16 protein-coding genes are annotated in these 18,275 nt (G+C 72.5%); 8 read left to right on the forward strand and 8 right to left on the reverse strand.

Annotation, left to right across the window (positions count from 1 at the left end):
- Window positions 1-615: 615 nt before the first annotated feature.
- Complete coding sequence (locus DSY14_RS03300) at window positions 616-1,338, forward strand: FadR/GntR family transcriptional regulator (protein ID WP_211714927.1); 723 nt, start codon at window positions 616-618, stop codon at window positions 1,336-1,338.
- A gap of 57 nt (window positions 1,339-1,395) precedes the next feature.
- Window positions 1,396-2,292, forward strand: coding sequence for an NAD(P)-dependent oxidoreductase (locus DSY14_RS03305; RefSeq protein WP_211714928.1), 897 nt, complete (start codon window positions 1,396-1,398; stop codon window positions 2,290-2,292).
- Here DSY14_RS03305 and DSY14_RS03310 read toward each other — a convergent pair.
- On the reverse strand, window positions 2,280-2,450 hold the full coding sequence (locus tag DSY14_RS03310) for a hypothetical protein (RefSeq protein ID WP_211714929.1): 171 nt from the start codon (window positions 2,448-2,450) through the stop codon (window positions 2,280-2,282). The two genes, DSY14_RS03305 and DSY14_RS03310, sit on opposite strands and share 13 nt — an antisense overlap.
- 62 nt (window positions 2,451-2,512) lie before the next feature.
- Here DSY14_RS03310 and DSY14_RS03315 point away from each other — a divergent pair, with 62 nt between their 5' ends.
- From DSY14_RS03315 to DSY14_RS03340, 6 genes are all read left to right on the forward strand, one after another.
- Entirely contained in the window at window positions 2,513-3,973 is a 1,461-nt protein-coding gene (locus tag DSY14_RS03315; protein ID WP_211714930.1) for an SLC13 family permease, read from the forward strand.
- A gap of 76 nt (window positions 3,974-4,049) precedes the next feature.
- Complete coding sequence (locus DSY14_RS03320) at window positions 4,050-4,916, forward strand: transketolase (RefSeq protein WP_211714931.1); 867 nt, start codon at window positions 4,050-4,052, stop codon at window positions 4,914-4,916.
- Window positions 4,913-5,902 carry a transketolase family protein gene (locus DSY14_RS03325; RefSeq protein ID WP_249187264.1) on the forward strand — a complete coding sequence of 330 codons (990 nt, stop codon included), beginning with the start codon at window positions 4,913-4,915 and terminating at the stop codon, window positions 5,900-5,902. Before DSY14_RS03320 ends, DSY14_RS03325 begins: the two co-directional genes overlap by 4 nt.
- Before the next feature lie 495 nt (window positions 5,903-6,397).
- The gene (locus DSY14_RS03330; RefSeq protein WP_307851114.1) at window positions 6,398-7,303 is read left to right on the forward strand and encodes a CPBP family intramembrane glutamic endopeptidase; all 906 of its coding nucleotides are present in this window, start codon (window positions 6,398-6,400) and stop codon (window positions 7,301-7,303) included.
- Between the two features lie 223 nt (window positions 7,304-7,526).
- On the forward strand, window positions 7,527-8,297 hold the full coding sequence (locus DSY14_RS03335; protein ID WP_211714934.1) for a DUF3159 domain-containing protein: 771 nt from the start codon (window positions 7,527-7,529) through the stop codon (window positions 8,295-8,297).
- A gap of 387 nt (window positions 8,298-8,684) precedes the next feature.
- Window positions 8,685-9,248 carry an isochorismatase family cysteine hydrolase gene (locus DSY14_RS03340; RefSeq protein ID WP_307851115.1) on the forward strand — a complete coding sequence of 188 codons (564 nt, stop codon included), beginning with the start codon at window positions 8,685-8,687 and terminating at the stop codon, window positions 9,246-9,248.
- Between the two features lie 138 nt (window positions 9,249-9,386).
- Here the strand turns inward: DSY14_RS03340 and DSY14_RS03345 are convergent, their stop codons facing one another.
- The 7 genes from DSY14_RS03345 to DSY14_RS03375 form a co-directional block, all read right to left on the reverse strand.
- Window positions 9,387-10,466 carry a peptidase C39 family protein gene (locus DSY14_RS03345; RefSeq protein ID WP_211714935.1) on the reverse strand — a complete coding sequence of 360 codons (1,080 nt, stop codon included), beginning with the start codon at window positions 10,464-10,466 and terminating at the stop codon, window positions 9,387-9,389.
- A 121-nt stretch (window positions 10,467-10,587) separates the two neighbouring features.
- Window positions 10,588-12,690, reverse strand: a complete 2,103-nt coding sequence (locus tag DSY14_RS03350) for an iron ABC transporter permease (protein WP_211714936.1) — start codon at window positions 12,688-12,690, stop codon at window positions 10,588-10,590.
- Window positions 12,687-13,742 (reverse strand): iron-siderophore ABC transporter substrate-binding protein, encoded by a 1,056-nt coding sequence (locus tag DSY14_RS03355; RefSeq protein WP_211714937.1) that lies wholly within the window; start codon window positions 13,740-13,742, stop codon window positions 12,687-12,689. Before DSY14_RS03355 ends, DSY14_RS03350 begins: the two co-directional genes overlap by 4 nt.
- On the reverse strand, window positions 13,739-14,608 hold the full coding sequence (locus tag DSY14_RS03360; RefSeq protein ID WP_211714938.1) for an ABC transporter ATP-binding protein: 870 nt from the start codon (window positions 14,606-14,608) through the stop codon (window positions 13,739-13,741). Before DSY14_RS03360 ends, DSY14_RS03355 begins: the two co-directional genes overlap by 4 nt.
- Before the next feature lie 209 nt (window positions 14,609-14,817).
- Window positions 14,818-15,690 carry an AraC family transcriptional regulator gene (locus DSY14_RS03365; protein ID WP_307851116.1) on the reverse strand — a complete coding sequence of 291 codons (873 nt, stop codon included), beginning with the start codon at window positions 15,688-15,690 and terminating at the stop codon, window positions 14,818-14,820.
- A 449-nt stretch (window positions 15,691-16,139) separates the two neighbouring features.
- A complete protein-coding gene (locus DSY14_RS03370; RefSeq protein WP_211714939.1) occupies window positions 16,140-17,684 on the reverse strand; it encodes an MFS transporter in 1,545 nt (514 codons plus the stop codon).
- The gene (locus tag DSY14_RS03375; protein WP_211714940.1) at window positions 17,681-18,247 is read right to left on the reverse strand and encodes a TetR/AcrR family transcriptional regulator; all 567 of its coding nucleotides are present in this window, start codon (window positions 18,245-18,247) and stop codon (window positions 17,681-17,683) included. Before DSY14_RS03375 ends, DSY14_RS03370 begins: the two co-directional genes overlap by 4 nt.
- Window positions 18,248-18,275 lie beyond the last annotated feature (28 nt).

The raw sequence follows: 18,275 nt of genomic DNA on the forward strand, positions 1-18,275 counted from the left end.
ACGCGCCCCCGCCCGGACCGGGCCTGAGTGCCGTCGGCCCGGCCCCGTGCCGCGTGGACCGAGCACCGGCCCGGCGGCCCACGGGTCGCTCAGGCCGGTCTCGTTCCGCGCCGCACCGGAGCCCCGCCTGACGTCGCACCCGTTCGCGCGGTCCGCGGGAGGTGTCGGACCCGCTCCCGCGACCCGGCCACCGCACGAGGACCTGGCCGAGGAACCGTCGCCTTCTGCCTCCGCGCCCGGCGCTCCCTGCGCTCGGACCTCCTCGATGCCCGTCCGCGACCGTCCCCCCACGTGTGGCCGAGCCCCCGGAACGTCTCCGGCCGGGCCCCGTTCCGTGCGGCGCGCCCCGGCGCACCCCCATCCCCGGCACGCACCCACGCCCGGCACGTCCCTCGCGCACGGCGAGCGATCGCGCGATGCCTTCGCCCAGGCTTCGACGGCCCGAACGGGGCGCGTGCGCGGGCCTGAGTGGGCGTGCGGCACCGGGATCCGGCGCACCGCGCGGGCGTGCGGCCTCCGGAAACGGTGGTGAAACATTGGTCTGACCAAAGTCTTGACCTCCTCGTTTTCGCGCTTGTAACCTCGGTCATATTGGTCAGGCCAATGGAAGGTGTCATGGACAGCAACTTCGACGCGCTGGTCGAGGCCCTCGCCCGGGAGGCGCGGACCTCCGGCCTGGAATCCCGGATCATGACCGAGCGCGAACTCGCCGAACGCCTCGGCAACAGTCGTGCCACGGTCCGCGAGAACCTGGGGAGCCTGGAGGTGCTCGGCATGGTCCGGCGCACCCAGGGCGCGGGGACCTTCTTCACCAAACCCGACGCCTCGTTCGTCCGGCTCCTCTTCGACCTGATGTCGAAGTTCGGCCACGTCGACCACGCCAGTGTCGAACGGGCCCGGGAGATGATGGAGATCGCCGTGGTCCAGGAGGCCGCGGACCGGGCCGACCACGACGACGTCGCTGTCCTGCGGGGTCACATCGACGCCATGGTCCGCGCGACCGCGGCCGATGACGCCGAGGCCGGCCACGAGGCCGACTACGCCTTCCACAAGAAGCTCTTCACGATCGCCGACAACCCGGTCATCGAGCTCTTCGTCGACGGCATCAGCCTCACCCTCCGCGACGTCCTGGCCGAGAAGCGCGCCCAGGCCCTGCGCATCGAGGCCGCCGCCCTGCCGGAAGGGTCCGACCGGCCGCGCAGGACCGACACCATCCACACGCCCATCGTCGACGCGATCGAGGCGCACGACCGCAGCGCCGCGGCCGCCGCCATGGTCGAGCACTTCACCCTGTGGCGCCAGATCACCGAGCACACCGGGACCCCGGCCGAGGGCTAGGGCTCCGCGACCGGTCGATCGCCCAGGTCACGACCCCCGAGGGGGAGAAGGAAACTCATGAACGCAACACAGGCTCCACAGTCATGCCCGAAATCGACCGTCATGTTCGTCGGTATCGGTGCGATCGGCCTTCCCATGGCCGAGCAGATCGCCCGCGCGGGACACACCGTGATCGGTGTGGACCCCTCCGCCCGTCAGCGGGAGGCGGCGGCCGCCGTCGGTGTGCCGGCCCGCGCCGACGTCACGGGTATCGACGAGGCCGACCTGGTCCTGGTCATGGTGGCCACCCCCGACCAGCTGCACCAGGCGGTGTCGGCACCCGGTGCCGCGCTCGACTCCATGCGCCCGGGGGCGATCCTCGCGGTCATGAGCACGGTCGGCCCCGAACCGGTCCGTGAGGCCGCGCGCAGGGCCGCGGAGGTCGGGGTCCGTCTGGTGGACGTGCCCGTGACCGGTGGCGTGGCCGGTGCCCGGCGCGCCGCCCTGACCCTCTTCGCCTCCGGTGACCCGACCGCGATCGCCGACTGCTCGGAGGTCCTGTCCACCATGGGAACCCTGCGCGACTGCGGTGCCGAACCCGGCCGGGGACAGTCCTACAAGGTGGTGAACCAGCTGCTGTGCTCCGTGCACATCGTGGCGGCGGCCGAGGCGCTCGCGCTGGCCGAACGGCTGGAGCTGGACCCGGCCGAGGTGCTCGACGCCGTCGGGGGCGGCGCGGGGGCGTCCTGGATGCTCGGCGACCGCGGCCCCCGCATGCTGCCGGACGCACCCGAGGAGATCACCAGCACCATCGGGATCTTCGTCAAGGACTCCACCCTGGTCACCGACACGGCCGACGCGGTCGGCTTCTCCGCGCCCCTGGCCGAGGCCGCGCGCGCCGCCTACGAGAAGGCCGCCGGGTCCGGCCTCCTGGACCGGGACGACTCCCAGGTCATCCAGGTCTACCGCGACTGACCCCGCCGGGACGTGCGTTCGGCGTCCCGCCGCTCCACCTCATCGCCGCGCCCCGCCACCGCCGCGCCCACGGCGCGCCACCACACCGCCGTACCGGGCACCCGACGGGCGCCGGTCGGGGCCCGCGCCGTCACCCACCCGTCAGGGTTCCTCGTCATGCCCGAGAACACCGTGCCATGACCTCCAGAGCCCTTCCCGCACCACGAATGGGGATCCCCGCATGGATGCTCTTGTGCTGACCCTGATCGCCCTCGGGTCGATCGGACTCCTGCTCTTACTGATCATCCGGTTCAACATGCCGGCCTTCGTCTCCCTGATCCTGGTCAGCATCGCGACCGCGCTGGTCACCGGGATGCCCTTCGCCGAGATCATCCCCACCATCGTCGAGGGCCTGGGCGGCACGCTGGGCAACGTCGCCCTCCTCATCGGCCTGGGGGCGATGCTCGGGGCGATCGTCGAACACTCCGGGGGCGCGGACGCCCTGTCGCAGCGTTTCACCCGGCTGTTGGGGCCCGCCCGGGTCGGTGTCGCGCTGCTCATCGCCTCATCGGTGATCGCCACGCCCATCTTCTTCGACGTCGCGTTCATCATCCTCGTCCCGATCATCTACGCCTTCTCACGGGCGGCCCGGCTGCCGTCACCGATGACCATCGGTCTGCCGATCGCCGGACTGATGCTGTTCATCCACGTGGTGGTGCCCCCGCACCCGGGGATCGTCGGCAGTTCGGTGATCCTCGACGCCGACATGGGCCTGGTCACGATGCTGGGTTGTGCACTGGTGATCCCGGTGGGCTTCGTCGCCTACCACACGGCGCGCCTGCTCAACCGGCGCACCTACGCGATGCTCCCCGAAACGCTCGCACGGTACTCCGAGGACACCGGCGACACCGGGGACCGTGGTGCCTCCGAGGGCGGGGCGACCGACACGTCCGAGCCCGGCGACGGGACCGACACGTCCCCGCACGGCGGCGGTTCCGTGAAGGCCCGGGCCAGGCGGGAACCGCAGGCGCCCCCGAGCTCCGGTGCGGTGCTGGCGATCATCCTCATCCCGATCGCCATGATCGGGCTGCAGACCGTCGGCGCGATCTTCCTGGACGAGGGCTCGTCGGCGTTGAGCCTGCTGTCGATGCTCGGATCGCCGCCCTTCGCCCTGCTGACCGGCTGCCTGCTGGCCGTCTACCTGCTGGGCGTGCGGCGTGGATGGTCGATGCGCGCGGTCGGCGGCGTCATGGAGGGCGCTCTGGCCCCCGCGGCCATCGTCGTCTTCGTCACGGGTGCCGGCGGTGCCTTCGCCAAGGTCCTCACCGAGAGCGGGATCGGCGAGGCCCTCTCCGGCAGCCTGCTCGGCCTCGGCATCCCCGTCCTGCTCCTGGCGTTCGTCCTGGCCGCCCTGCTGCGGGCGGCCCAGGGATCGTCCACCGTGTCGGCCATCACCACGGCCGGGCTGCTGGCGAGCACCGTGTCCGAAGGCGGGTTCGGCGCGGTGGAGATCGCGCTGATCAACCTGGCCATCGGCTGCGGGGCGATCTGCCTCTCGCACGTGAACGACTCCGGGTTCTGGATCGTCTCGCGCTACCTGGGGCTGAGCGTGGCCGACGCCCTTCGCACCTGGACCGTGCTCGTCACGGTCCTGGGGACCACCGGATTCGGACTGGTCTCCCTCACCTGGGCGCTCGTGTGAGGCCGCGCCGCGCGACCGCTCCGCACGACCGCTCGACACGACCCACCCGCACCCACACCCGATCGGGAGAACCGAGATGAACCAGACCGCCGCCGAGCCGGAAGTCGGGATCGGCGCCACACGAACGGACCGCGTCCGGGACGCCGCCTACCGGATCAGGGCCAACGCCCTGACCCAGGGCGAGGTACAGGGGCAGGGCTACATCGGCCAGGCCCTGGGCATCGCGGACGTCCTCGCCGCGCTCTACGCCGACCACCTGAACCTGCGCCCCGAGGACCCGGAGTGGGAGGACCGCGACCGGTTCCTGCTGTCCATCGGGCACTACGCGATCGCGCTGTACGCGGCTCTGGCCGAGGCCGGCGTGATCCCGGTCGAGGAACTGAGCACGTACGCAACGGACGACTCGCGGCTGCCGATGTCCGGGATGTCGACCTACACGCCGGGCATGGAGGTCTCCGGCGGCTCCCTGGGCCACGGACTGGGCGTCGCCGTCGGTATCGCCCTGGGACTGCGTCGCAAGGACAACCCCGCCCACGTCTACAACCTGCTGTCCGACGGTGAGTTGAGCGAGGGTTCCACGTGGGAGGCCGTGCAGGCCTGCGCCCACCACGGACTCGACAACGTCATCGCGATCGTGGACATGAACCGACAGGTCGCCGACGGCCCGGCCCAGGAGGTCATGGGCACCGAGCCCGCCGACGAGAAGTTCAGGGTCAACGGCTGGCACGTCCTCCGCGTCGACGGCAACGACGTCGACGCGGTGCTCACCGCGTTGGACGAACTGCGGTCGCACCGGGGGAGCCCCAAGGCCCTCATCTGCGACACCGTCATGGGCAAGGGGATCCCCATGCTGGAGTCGCGGGAGAAGCTCCACTTCATGCGGGTGGCCGAGGACGAATGGCAGATCGCGCGGGACCAGCTGAAGGAAGGACACGAAGCATGAGCTCCACCACCGCCAAGAGGCTCACCTCGGACGCGATGATCGCCTCGATCGCCGACGCGGGGGCACGGACCGTGCAGGCGCCCCTGGGCCACGCGCTGCTGCGAGCCGCACGCGAGGATCCCCGTGTCGTGGGTCTGTCCGCGGACCTGGCCAAGTACACCGACATGCACGTCTTCCGGGACGCCATGCCCGACCGCTTCTACCAGATGGGCATGGCCGAACAGGTCATGATGGGCACCGCCGCGGGGCTGGCCCAGGAGGGGTTCGTCCCCTTCGCGTCGACCTACTCGGTCTTCGCCACGCGCCGCGCCTACGACTTCCTGTGCCTGGACATCGCCGAACCCGAACTCAACGTCAACGTCGTGGCGGCGCTTCCGGGGCTGACGACCGGATACGGCCCGAGCCACCAGGCCACCGAGGACATCGCCCTGCTGCGGGGCATCCCCGGCATGACCATCGTCGACCCCTGCGACTCGGTGGACATCGAACAGGCGGTGCCCCAGCTCATCGCGCACGAGGGGCCCACGTACACGCGTATTCTGCGTGGCGCCGTGCCCACGGTGCTGGACGAGTACGACTACGAGTTCCGCCTGGGTCGGGCGGCCCGGCTGCGCGACGGCGAGGACGTCCTGCTGGTCTCCTCGGGGCTGATGACCGAACGCGCGTTGCGCGTGGCCGCGAACCTGGAGAAGGACCGCGTCGACGTCGCGGTGCTGCACGTTCCGACCATCAAGCCCCTGGACGTGGAGACCGTGCTGGCCGAGGTCGGTAGGGACCGCAGGGTCTTCGTGCTGGAGAACCACTCCGTCGTGGGCGGGCTCTTCGAGTCCGTGGCCTCGGCGCTGGTCCAGCGAGGGGTGCACCGTCAGGTGACGCCGATCGGCCTGCCGGACGCGTTCCTCGACGCGGGCGCGCTTCCCACGCTCCACGATCGTTACGGCGTCTCGGTGGAGCGCATCGGCGCACGGGTGCGCGACTCCCTCTGACCCCGCCGTCGCCCGGGGTCTCGCCCGGTCGGTGCCGGGTGTGGCACCGACCGGGCGAGGCCCCACAGCGCGGCGCGGGGGTGGAGCCGCTGGGGTCGAGGGGCGTCGCGGGTCGGGCGCACGCCGTCTCGGTGACCGCTCTCGGGGACGCGTCCCCGAGAGCGCGCCCCGGCCCCAGAGTCGCCGGTCCGGTCGCGGGCGCGGTCGACGGGCGGGGACGACTTCCGTCATGCCCGCCCCGTGCGGGGAGCGGAGAGAACTCGTGATCGGTGACACAACGTCACGGTCCGACTGCGGCCCAGGTTCGACGTGTGGACCCCCACGACCACGCTCATCCCGTATCCCCGATCCCACGACCGACCGACCGACTCGACCGACGACCGCACCCGGCCTCCGCGCACGGGCACCAGGCGCGTGGCGGAGCCCTCCCCGGCCGGACCCGGCGCGCGTCGCCGCGGCGCGCGTCCCGTCCCGCCGGGAGTGGAGTACCACCGTGTGCTCGCGGGGCGCGAGCGCGGTATCGGGCGCGGGCTCCTCGCGATCCTGCTCCTGCTGGACGGCCTGGTCGTCTTCAGCCATACCCTCTCCCAGGCCGCCGGCGTCATCGACCTGAGGGCGGGCAGGGTCAACCCGGCCATGGACGGTACCGACTACACACCGCTCTACCACGGCGCGACCATGTTCGCGCTCGCGCTGCTGGTCCCGTGGAGCATGGTCGTCCAACGGTGGCTGTACGGCGTGCCGGGCGCCTCGCTGCACTCGGTGTTCTCCCGTTTCCGGTTCGACGTGCTCGGGCGGTCCCTGCTGTACCTCGGGCCCGTCTGGCCGGGCGCCACGGTGGTGCTGAACGTCGCGATGCCCACGGGCCGGATCCACTGGTCCTTCGTCGACCTGGTCCTCCTGGTCGCCCTCACCCTCCTGCCGACACCCCTGCAGGCCACCGGCGAGGAGTACGGGCTGCGCGGACTCCTCTTCCGGTTCGTCGGGAGCCGGGGGCGGGGGTCGCGCACCTCGCTGGTCCTCGCCGTCCTGGTGTCCAGCCTGGTGTTCACCCTCATCCACGGCGCGGCCGACCCGTGGATCAACCTCTGGTACTTCACGCTCGCGTCGAGCCTGGCGGTCATCACCTGGCGTACCGGCGGCATCGAGATCGCGGTCCTCCTCCACGCCCTGCTCAACCCGGTCACCTTCCTGCCGGCCATCGCCGTCCACTCCGACATCGGCACCCTGGTCACCGACCGGTCGGCGGGCACCGGTTCGGCGGCCCTGCTCGTTCCCAGCGTCACCGCGATCGCGATCACGGCGATGGTGTGGTGGCGCACCCGCCGGACGGGACCGACAACGACACCCGCCGGGTCGGGCTCCGCGATCGGGGGAGAGGCGAGCGTCGTTCGACCGTGATCCGCGGTGGTTCGGCGCGCAGGGTACGCGTTCCCACCTGCGGTGCTCCGCGTGCCGGCGGGCTTCTGGGCGGTGACGGGCGCACTGCCCGGTCCCGGGGGCGCGTACCCCCGATCCCTCGCATGTGACCCAGTTCACGTCACTCGGACTTGAGTGTGCCGTAACGGCATGGATTTACCTGAAGTCGTACAGAGATCACGCACACCCCCTCGGGAGGACGGACATGACCACCACCGACCTCGTTCGCACCGCCGACCACACCGCCGACCACACGGCCGACCACACGGCCGACCACACGGCCGACCGGGCCGCGACCCCCGACACCGGCCCCGCCGTACCGGACCAGGGCACCCGGGAGCAGCCGACCGGCACCCAGCAGACCGTGCTCGACCACATCGGCGGCACCTCCGGCATGGTCTACTCCACGCTGCCCGTCGTGATCTTCGCCGCCGTGGTCCCCTTCGCCACCCTGACCGTGGCGATCGGTGCCGCGATCGCCCTCGCCCTCGCCCTCGGCGTGTACCGGATGTGGCGCGGTGAACAGTTCATGGGCGCCATGGGCGGCGTGTTCGGTGTCGCCGTCGCGGGCGGTGTCTCCGCCTGGACCGGTTCGGCCAACGACTTCTTCCTCATCGGCATCTGGGCCTCCCTCGTCGGGGCCATCGTCACCCTCGTCTCGCTCCTGGTCCGCCGTCCCCTCACCGGTGTCATCTGGAACGCCGTCCACGGTGGCACCCACGCCTGGCGCGAGGACCGCGCCACCCTGCGCGTCCACGACCTCGCCACCCTCGCCGTGTGCGCCGTCTTCGCCGGGCGCTTCATCGTCCGCCAGGGCCTCTACCTCGCCGACTCCACGACCGGGCTGGCCATCGCCGACACCGTCACCGGCTTCCCGCTGACCGCCCTGGCCGCCGTCGTCGTCTTCTGGGCCTTCCGCCGCTCCACCCGTCGCCTCATCAAGAACACCGAGGACACCGGCGTCGCCCGGTCCTGATCCGCCGCCTCCGCCGCATCCGAGCAGCCGCCGTCACCCACCGGGGCCGGCGGCCGCTCGGATGTGACGGGCGTCCACGCATGTGGATCCGGGGTTCCTCGGCCCGTCCGTCGGACCTCCGCTCGGCACGGGGACCCGGTCGGACGTGGCCCTCTCCCGGTACGGGGTCGGCCGCAACGGCATCCTCAGGGAGCGATCCCGCCGGGCCCGACGAGGGCGGAGGCCGGCCGCGGCCCCGAGGCCCGCGCTCCGCAGGCGCGCGAGGTCGGACCGCTCCGGCCGGGGAACGGGTGCGCGGTGGGTTCACCGACGCCCGGTGCGGTAGGTACCGAGGAACGGCCGGGCCCGGGCCCGGGAGATCCGACCACCGCATCGGAAGGGGCGCCGGTGACACACCGAACCGCGCGTGACGTGCTCGTCGTCGTGGACGTGCAGGAGGGCTTCCTCAACCACCACAGTCGACCGGTGCTCCCCACGCTCGTGCGGCTCCTCGACACCTGGACCCGGGCCGGACGCCCGCTCGTGCTCACCCGGTACCTCAACCACGCCGACAGTCCCTTCAGCACCCTGCTGGACTGGACCCGGCTCCAGGCGCCGCCGGAGACCGACCTGGCGTCCCAGGTGAACGCCCACGCCGATGACGCCGTCGCCGTCATCGACAAGCATGGTTACTCCTGCTGTACCGACGCCTTCCTGACGTTGGTCGACCGGCACGGCTGGACCGACACGTACTTTTGCGGGATCGCCACCGAGAGCTGTGTCCTCAAGTCCGCCGCCGACGCCTTCGAACTCGGTCTGGTGCCCAGGATCATCACCGACGCCTCCTCCAGCGACGCCGGGGCCCGGGTCCACAGGGCGGGACTCACCGTGGCCCGCCGCCTGATCGGAGCCCACCACCTGGTCACCACCGATCAGGTGTGCGCCCGCGTCGACGCCGAGCCCTCCTCCTGAGCGGCCTCGCGGCCGACCCGAGCCTCGGACCCGCGCGCGACCGCGGGGTCCCGTCACGACCCACGGGCCGGAACGCCGCTCCTGCGGTACGACGCGGTCCCCGCCGTTCCTCCGGGAACGGTCTCTATTCCCTGTCGGTCAGGGAACCGCGGGACCGAGGAGGTGCACGGCGCCCCGGTAGCCGTCCCACTCCATCGTCGACATCGCGTCCAGCGCGGCGTCGGACACGGGCAGCAGGTGCGCGTCGACCCAGGTGTCTCCCGTGGCCGCGTTGGTCCAAGGGTCCTGGAGCACGACGGCGCCCGGCACGACGCCGTGGCAGAGCACCCAGTGCGGCACGTCGAACTCCTGCATCGTCTTCAGTGAGACCAGGAGCAGGATCTGACCACCCTCGACGAGGGCGTCGCGCAGTCCGCTCAGGTCGAGGCGGTGCCCGTCGATGGAGACCCCGGCCTGCGCCGCGTCCGTCCGTGACGTGCGCTGCAGCACGGCGCGCCAGGCACGTTCGTCCTCGGAGTAGGCGTCGAGCATGATGGGCCGGTCGACGTCGAGGCGCACCACGACGGACGAACCCGGCCACGCGCGACGCACGGCGGTCGCCAGGCGCACGGGTTCGCAGGCGGGGAAGTTCGTCGCCTCGCGCCACAGCGCGAGTTCCCCGGGTCGGTCCAGGGACGCCCGGGTCTCCACCCCCGACCGCACCTGCGCCATCAGAGCGACCGCGGCACCGCACGTGAACGTGGTGCTCTGCCGGTAGTAGGGCGGTTCCTGCACCCGGACGTCGTCGGACCAGCGCACGTATCCCGTGCGCGGGCCGTCCGCGTCCGGGGCGCCGTGCGGGCCCTCCAGGGGTGTGAATCCCGCGGCCCCGGCCTGCGCGGCGGTCACGCTCCACCCCTCCCACTTGACCTGGGCGAGCCCCCGTTCGCGCGCGTGCGCCACGACGGCGTCCACGGCCGAGGGCACGTCGCCCACGGCGTCGACGATCTTGAGATAGGCGGCCCCCGGCCGGGCGGTCACCAGCGCGGCACCGGCCCATGCAGTGGAGTCGTCGTCGCGGACGGCCACGACCCGAGGTGTGTGCGCCGTCCGGTCGACCGCCGCCCAGCGTTCCAGCACCGCGTTCGGGGCGATGCGTGTGAGGTCCGGGGGAGGGGCGGCGGTATCGAACGGGACGACGACCGTGGCGACGGACGGTGCGACAGGGCGATGCGGCATGTGGGGCTCCGGGCGGGATCGGGCGGTCGGTGGCGGCCGCGGTCGAAGGGACGTGTCGGGTAGGGGAGGTGCGCGGTGCCAGGGGGAGGCCCGAGCAGCGTCCCCGGGCTCGTACCGCCGGTCAGGCCCGCGACCGGCGCAGCAACCAGATGAGGTAGGGGCCGCCGACCAGGGCGATCATGAGCCCGGCCGGCACCTGGGCCGGGGCGATCACGGTACGGCCGAGGGTGTCCGCCACGCAGACCAGCAGGGCGCCCGTCACCATCGCCACCGGGACGACGCGATCGTGCCGGGCCCCGACCAGCCCGCGCGCCAGGTGCGGTGCGACCAGCCCGACGAAGCCCACGACACCGATCGCCACCACACTGACGGCGGCCAGCACCGCGGCGAGGCTCAGCAGGGCCCACCGTGTGCGCCCCACCCGCAGGCCGAGGATGCGCGGGGTGTCCTCGTCGACGGCGATCAGGTCCAGGTGCCGGGACAGGCCGATGACCAGCGGCGTCGCCAGGAGCAGCGCCACCGCCACCGGAAGGACCTCGGGGAAGGTGCGTCCGTAGGTCGTCCCCGAGAGCCAGGTGAAGATGCGGGGGGTCTGCCACGGGTCGGCGCGCAGGAGCAGGAAGGTGGTGACCGCGCTCAGGCTGTATCCGCAGCCGATCCCGATGAGGACGAACCGGTCCGGGCGCAGACCGCCCCGCCACGACAGTGCGCAGATCAACGCGAACGTGGCCAGCGCCGTCAGGACCGACACCGTGGTGAGCGCGCCGAGGCCACCGCCCGGATGGGCGGTCACGACGATCACCGCGCCCAGCCCCGCACCGGCGGTGACGCCCAACAGACCCGGCTCGGCGAGCGGGTTGCGCACGGTCCCCTGCACGATGCTCCCGGCCAGGGCGAGCGCCGCTCCGGCGAGTACGGCCGCGGTCACGCGGGGGACCCGTTCGTCCAATGCCCTGCCGATGAGGTCGGGGGCGGCGCCCTGGAGCCAGAGCGCGACGTCGCCGGTGCGCAACCACAGGCTGCCGGCCAGCACACCCACGAGCACGGACACGACGAGCAGTGTGGCCGCGATGGCCAGGACCACGAGGAACCGGCGGCCCGAGCGCGGACCGGTCCGCGCGCCGGGCGGGCGGCGGAGCGGGCCCGCGTCGCGCAGACGCAGGGCGAGTACCACGATGAGGAGACCGCCGAGCAGCGCCGTGGGCACCCCGGTGGGGATGGACGCGGCGCCCTCGGCCCCGAGCACCGCCCGCAGCGAGGCGTCCGCGAACAGGATCAGAGCCGCGCCCAGCAGACCGGAGACGGTCACCAGGAACAGGTGCCGGTGCAGGGACGGGAGTCGACCCGCGATCAGACGGGCCAGAACGGGGGCGCCCAGCCCGACGAACGCGATCGGTCCCGCCAGGGTCACCGACGCCCCGGTCAGGAGCACCGCGCACACCACCGCCGTGGTCCGTGTCGACCGGACCGGTACCCCGAGTGAGGAGGCCGTGTCCTCGCCCAGGCGCAGCACGTCCAGGCGTCGGCTCAGCAGCAGCGCCGCGCCCAGGACGACCAGGATGAACGGCAGGGCGCGCAGGGACGCGTCGATGTTGAGCTGGGCGAGGGACCCGCTGCCCCAGGCGAAGAGGCCGGTGGTGTTCTCCTTGAACAGGATCAGCAGCATCGCCGTGGCCGCGTCCAGGGCCATGGCGATCGCCGAGCCGGCCAGGACGAGTCGCGTCGTGGCCGTCCCGGCCGCGCTGCCCGCGAGCCCCAGGACGAGCGCCGCGGCGGCCAGGCCCCCGGCGAAGGCCGCCAGGCCCGAGGCCCAGAGCGGAACGGCGAGCCCGAACGCGGCCACGAGGGTGAGCGCGAAGTAGGAGCCCGCCGTCACCGCGAGGGTGTCGGGGGAGGCGAGCGCGTTGCGGGTGACCGACTGGAGGAGCGCGCCGGCCACGCCCAGGGCGAAGCCCACGGTCACCCCGGCGAACAGGCGCGGGAGCCGTGAGCCGTGCAGCACGTCGCCGACGGGCACCCCGCCGACGTCCTCCCGGGCCCCGGCCAGGAACCGTGCGAGGTCCCACCACCCCACACCGGAGGTGCCCTGGGTGAGGTGCCACATGCCCAGCGCACCGATCACGGCGACCAGGGCCGTGACGACCGCGGCCCCGGCGGTGCCACCGCGCGGACCGGGGTCCGTCGTCGGGGACCGCCGGGGGCGGGTGTGCGTCGGTGCGCTCATCCCCGGGTGAGGGCGTCGACGAAGGCGTCGACCGCCTGTTCGGTCGAGCGCGGTCCGCCGGCGCCCCAGATGCGCGGGGGGAAGGAGTGCGCCCGGTCCTCCTGGACGGCCGGAAGGGAGTTCCAGATCGGGTTCTTCTCCAGTTCCTCCACATAGCCGCCGACGCCCTCGTCGTTGGCGTAGAAGAGGTTGGCCTCGCCCACGGCGGTCAGGCCCTCGACGTCGGTCTGGGCGAGACCGTAGGAGGGGTCCACACCGCCGTCGCCGTAGGCCTCGTTGATGTCGTCGGTCCAGGCCGAGGTCATCCCGAGCTCCTCCCCGAGCGCGGTGAACAGGGCGCCCTGGCCGTAGGGGCGGACGGTGAGGTTGCCGCCCTGGAGCCATCCGTCGAAGTACAGGAAGTCCGTCGTCGGCAGGTCGACGTCGGCCACCTGTTCCCGTGCCCGCGTCAGACGGTCGTCGAACTCGCCCAGCACCCGCTCGGCCCGCTCGGTGCGTCCCGTCGCCTCGCCGATGAGCGAGAAGACGTCCCGCATGTTGCCGATGGGGTCGGTCGGGTCGGCCCCCAGGGTCACGACGACGGGCACGTCGCGCTGTTCCAGCCGCGCGATGATCTCGTCGTCGGGGTCGGAGGCCTCCACGATCACCAGGTCGGGGTTCTGGGCGTAGAGGGTGTCGAGGTCGGGCTCCTCACGGCTGCCGACGTCGGTCACGCCCTCCGGCAGTTCCTCCGCGCTCACCCAGGTGCTGTAGCCCTCCGTGTCGGAGATCGCCACGGGGGTGACGCACAGGGTCAGCGCGTCCTCGACCTGTTGCCACTCCAGGACGGCGACGCGTTCGGCGGGACGGTCGAGCTCGACCCGTCGGCCGACCCCGTCGGTCAACGACACCGGGTCGGTCGTCGTGGTCGTGGTGTCCTCGGCGCACTCGTCCGACGGGGGCGCGGCGACACCATCGGTCTCGGGCTCCTCGACGCCGGTGGTGCCGCATCCCGTCGCGGTCAGGGCGAGGGCCATCGTGGCGATGGTCGCGAGTCGGCGGATACGGATCATGGGTGCTGTCCTCTGGCTCTGTCGTTCTCTGACGGTGTGGTCTCGGTGTCGAACCGGGCGGGGGTCGGATGTCGCCCCACGGGATCGATGCGCAGCCGGCCGGTCCGCGGGTCCTCGGCGACCTCGATCCGGATGCCGTAGACCTCGGTGAGGTGCGCGGCGGTGAGGACCTCGGCGGGAGGGCCCTCGGCGTGGGGGCGACCCTCGCTCAACAACAGCAGCCGGTCGGCGACCCGGGCCGCGTGGTCGAGGTCGTGCAGGACGACCCCGACCGTGGTGCCGTGGTCCTCGGCGAGATCGCGGATCAGGTCCAGGGTCTCGATCTGGTACCGCAGGTCCAGGTGGTTGGTGGGTTCGTCCAGCAGCACCACGCCGGTGTCCTGGGACAGGCAGGTGGCGAGCCAGACGCGCTGCATCTCTCCGCCGGAGAGCTCTCCGGCCGCACGGTCGGCCATGGCGAGCACGCCGGTGACGCGCATCGCGTGGTCGATCGCGCGCCGGTCCTCGGCGGTCGGGCCCGCGAAGCCGCGCCGGTACGGGTGGCGGCCGAAGGCGACGACCTCGCGCACCGTCAGCCCCTCCGGGACCGGGCGGGATTGGGCGAACAGGGTGACCTCCCGCGCGAAGCGGCGCGGGCTCAGCAGGGACACCGGTCGGTCCGGCCGCCCGTCGCGACCGCCGAGCCGCACCTCACCGCTCTCGACGTGGTGCAGGCGGGCGAGGGCGCGCAGGAGGGTCGACTTGCCGCTGCCGTTCGGACCGACCAGCGCGGTGACCTTCCCGGCCTCCAACGCGAGCGAGGTGCCGTGGACGACCGTGGTCCTTCCGTAGCGCAGGACCAGCCGCTCCCCGCGCAGGGCGTTCACACCGGTCCCGGCGCGCGCCGCGGTGCGGAGCCCGGGCGGGCGGTGGCCCACGACGGGTGCGCCGCCGTGGCAGGCGTCGGTACCCCGGGGGAGAACCGCCGGTGCGGCGCGTGCGGTCGCGCGGGGGCGGGACCACGGGAGTGGGAAGTTAGGTTAGCCTTCACTCACTCAGAATAGAGATCTTCGCGTTGTGGCTGCAATCAGGACATTCAGACAGCCGATACGGAGTTCCGGTCAGAGGTCGCCCGCGCGGACCCGACGTAGGACCCCGGGGTCGTGCCCATCACGCGTCGGAAAGCGTCGATGAAGGTGCTGGTCTGGGCGTAGCCGAGGAGATCGGCGGTCTCCTGCACCTCGCGTCCTTCATTGAGCAGCGTCAGCGCCCGGTGGATGCGCAGTGATTGACGCCACTGCGCGAACGACAGCCCCGTGGCCGCGCGGAACGCACGGCTGATGGTGCGCGGGCTGACCCCCAGGTCACGGGCCCACTCCTCCAGGGAGCGGTCGTCGGAGGGGTCCTCCATCAGGGCCTCGGCGACGGCGTCGGCCCTGGCGTCGCCGGGCAACCGCAGCGCCAGGTGTGGCGCGGCCGGCTCCAACAGGTCGAACACGACCGCCTCCGCCCGCGAGCGCGCGCCGGCGTCGAGGTCGGTCCGGGACAGATGGATCAGCAGGGATTCCAGCACCGGGGTCATCGCGATCACCGTCGCCGTGGCGAAGGCGAGCGGGGTGCTGTCGGGCGCGAAGAACGCGTCGTGGAGTTCGGCGCCCGCGGTGAGCCGACCGGCGTGCACGTGGCCCGCCGGCACCCACAGTCCGCACCCCTCGGACACGGTGAAGAGACGGTCGCCCGCACGGGCGGTCAGCGCACCGTTGCGCACCCACACCAGCTCGTGGACGGGGTGCGCGTGCGGTTCCCACTCGGTGGGGACCCCCAGCACGTGCGACTCCGAGAGGATCACGAAGGGGGAGGGCGCCCCCTGCGGAAGCGGTGCGGCCCGGCGCAACCGGGTCCTCGGTTCGCGACGCCAGGTGCCCCACCCCGCACCCTCGGGGGACGACTCCGACTCGATCACACTCACGGGCGCCTCTCCCCGATCACTCCGCGCGGCCACTGTGGTCCGGCACGTCCGCGTGCCGGTGCGCCCTCGTCCCCGAACGGGACGCTCCGCCGATGCGCGCCGTCCCCTCCGGCGCCGGACCGGCGTGAACCGGCCGAGGGACGTCGCCACCGGTGGTCGAACACGTGCCCGACCCGTCCGGGACGCCGGCCCGAGGTGTCGCGGGCGCGACGGCGACAACGTCAAGGTAACCGTATCGGTGCTGGTCACCGTCGCCGGGTCGGGTTTCGGGCCTGGGATCCGTCGTGGGATCCGGGCCGAGGGAGTGACCGTGCGCCCGGCCCCGCCGGCGCCCGAGGCACTCCGGCGCGCTCACCGGGGTCGCGACCCCGGCCGACCCCGTCGACGCCCTGCCCGACGGACGCACCCGGGGCCCGGACCCGCCGTCCGAGACCCCGGTCCGTCAGGGGTCAGTGGTGCTGTTCGGCCAGGTCCAGGTCGCGGGGGACCATGAAGTAGACCAACACGGCCGCGATCAGCATCACCAGTCCGCCGTAGAGGCCGATCTGCACCAGCGACTCGCTGAACGCCTGCCGCGCCCACACCGCCAACTCCTCGCCGCCGGTCTGCGACGCGATGGACAGCGCTCCGCCCAGCGATTCGCCCGCGGACGCGACCTGATCGGGGTCCAGGCCCTCCGACCCGGCCGCGCCGTCGGCCATCCGTGTCCGGTAGAACACGGACGCGACCGACCCGAGGATCGCCACACCCAGCACGTTGCCCAGGTCATAGGCGGTCTCCTCGATGGCGGCGGCGTTACCCGCCTTGGCCTGGGGCGTGCTGGACATGATGATCGCCGAGGCGATGGCCAGGGAACCGGTCCCCACGCCCAGCAGCGTCAGCGTGATGGCCAACGCGGCGTAGGACAGGTGTTCCTGCGCGCCGTACAGCACGAAGAACCCGATGGCGGACATGGCCAGCCCACCGGCCAGGACCGTGCGGGCGCCGATGCGGTCGGCCAGGGCGGGGGCCAGCGGGGAGATCACCACCGCCGCCAGAGCCATGGGCAGGATGCGGATCCCCGTCTCCAGCGGAGAGTGGCCGCCCACCAGTTGCAGCCACTGGGCCGCCAACAGCAGCAGGGCCCCCATCGCGAACATCGATCCCAGCGCTCCCACGGCCCCCGCGGTGAAGGGGGCGCGGGCGAACAGGCGCACGTCCAACAGAGGGTCGGGACGGTGCAGGCAGCGCAGCACGAACCAGGTCAGCAGGGCGGCGGCCCCGGCCAGGGACGCCCACGCGAGAGGGTCGGCCACCCCCTCCTTGGCGAAGTGCTTGATCGACCACACCAGGGTGACCATGCCGGCGATCGCCGGCACGGTCGCGACCACGTCCCACCGGCCCGGTGCGGGGTCGCGTGCCTCCGGGAGCAGGAGCAGGCCGCTGATCAGGGCCAGGACCATCAGGGGGACGTTGACCAGGAACGCCGCGTGCCAGGAGAAGACCTCCAGGAGTAGGCCGCCCACGATGGGACCGACCGCTCCGCCCAGGGAGGCGGTGGCGGCCCACACGCCCAGGGCGGTGGCCCGTTCGCGCGGATCGGTGAAGACGCTGCGGATCATCGACAGGGTGGTGGGCATGATCATCGCGCCGCCCAGCCCCAGCAGGGCCCGCACGGCGATGACGCACTCCGGTGACTCGGCCGTCAGGACCAGCAGGGAGGCCGCTCCGAAGACCACGAAGCCCGAGAGCAGGAGCCTCTTGCGGCCCCACCGGTCGGCCAGCGCGCTGGCCGGGACCAGCAGTCCGGCCAGGACCAGGGAGTAGACGTCCACGATCCACAACTGCTGGTCGGCGCTCGGCCGCAGGTCGGCGGCGAGTTCCGGCAACGCCACGTTGAGGATCGTCATGTCCATGACGATCACGAGCATGCTGAGCGAAAGGACCGTCAGGCTCGCCCAACGGCGACCGCGCGAGAGCCCGACGGAGGTGGGGTGGGTTCCGGTGCGGGTCATCGGGCGCCTCCCGTGCCCTCGCCCGGCGAGGCGAGCAGCGCGGCCACGATCCGTTCGATCTCCGCGCGCCCCATGGGCGCACCGTGGATCAGGGTGTGCATCATCGCGCCGTCGGAGAAGACCGCGATCGCGCGGGCCGACTCGGCGGGAACGCGGCCGGAGAGCGTGCGCACCATGCCCTCGTACCAGCGCAGAGCCAGGGGGCGCAGGTCCTCGCGCTGGGAACCCGCGATGTACAGGACCGCGTCGGCCTTCACCCGTGCGGTGTCGGACAGGTAGGACCACAGCGAGGCGGCGATGGCCGCGGGGGTCGGCTCGTTTCCGGAGAGTTCGGCCTCCAGTTCGGCGATGCCCTCGTCGGTGCGTTCGGCGAGCCGGCCGACCGCCGCCGCGGTCAACTCCTCCAGTGAGGAGAAGTAGTAGGTGGTCGCGCCCAGGGGGACCTGCGCGCGTTCGGCGACCCGGCGGTGGGTGATGTCCAGCGCCCCGGTCTCGGCGATCAGGTCCGCCGCGGCCTCGACCATCGCCCGGCGTCGCGCCCGGGGGTCGCGTTGGGTACTCACAAGCATCCTTCCCCGATGTGTACTCGTG

The organism is Nocardiopsis sp. MG754419 (genome assembly GCF_018207095.1).
Lineage (GTDB): Bacteria > Actinomycetota > Actinomycetes > Streptosporangiales > Streptosporangiaceae > Nocardiopsis.

What these genes read in the sequence shown, in the direction of transcription:
- DSY14_RS03300 (WP_211714927.1), top strand. Translation starts at nt 616, where the DNA reads ATGGACAGCAACTTCGACGCGCTGGTCGAGGCCCTCGCCCGGGAGGCG.
- DSY14_RS03350 (WP_211714936.1), bottom strand. Translation starts at nt 12,690, where the DNA reads ATGAGCGCACCGACGCACACCCGCCCCCGGCGGTCCCCGACGACGGAC.
- DSY14_RS03320 (WP_211714931.1), top strand. Translation starts at nt 4,050, where the DNA reads ATGAACCAGACCGCCGCCGAGCCGGAAGTCGGGATCGGCGCCACACGA.
- DSY14_RS03305 (WP_211714928.1), top strand. Translation starts at nt 1,396, where the DNA reads ATGAACGCAACACAGGCTCCACAGTCATGCCCGAAATCGACCGTCATG.
- DSY14_RS03315 (WP_211714930.1), top strand. Translation starts at nt 2,513, where the DNA reads ATGGATGCTCTTGTGCTGACCCTGATCGCCCTCGGGTCGATCGGACTC.
- DSY14_RS03370 (WP_211714939.1), bottom strand. Translation starts at nt 17,684, where the DNA reads ATGACCCGCACCGGAACCCACCCCACCTCCGTCGGGCTCTCGCGCGGT.
- DSY14_RS03325 (WP_249187264.1), top strand. Translation starts at nt 4,913, where the DNA reads ATGAGCTCCACCACCGCCAAGAGGCTCACCTCGGACGCGATGATCGCC.
- DSY14_RS03310 (WP_211714929.1), bottom strand. Translation starts at nt 2,450, where the DNA reads ATGACGAGGAACCCTGACGGGTGGGTGACGGCGCGGGCCCCGACCGGC.
- DSY14_RS03335 (WP_211714934.1), top strand. Translation starts at nt 7,527, where the DNA reads ATGACCACCACCGACCTCGTTCGCACCGCCGACCACACCGCCGACCAC.
- DSY14_RS03355 (WP_211714937.1), bottom strand. Translation starts at nt 13,742, where the DNA reads ATGATCCGTATCCGCCGACTCGCGACCATCGCCACGATGGCCCTCGCC.
- DSY14_RS03345 (WP_211714935.1), bottom strand. Translation starts at nt 10,466, where the DNA reads ATGCCGCATCGCCCTGTCGCACCGTCCGTCGCCACGGTCGTCGTCCCG.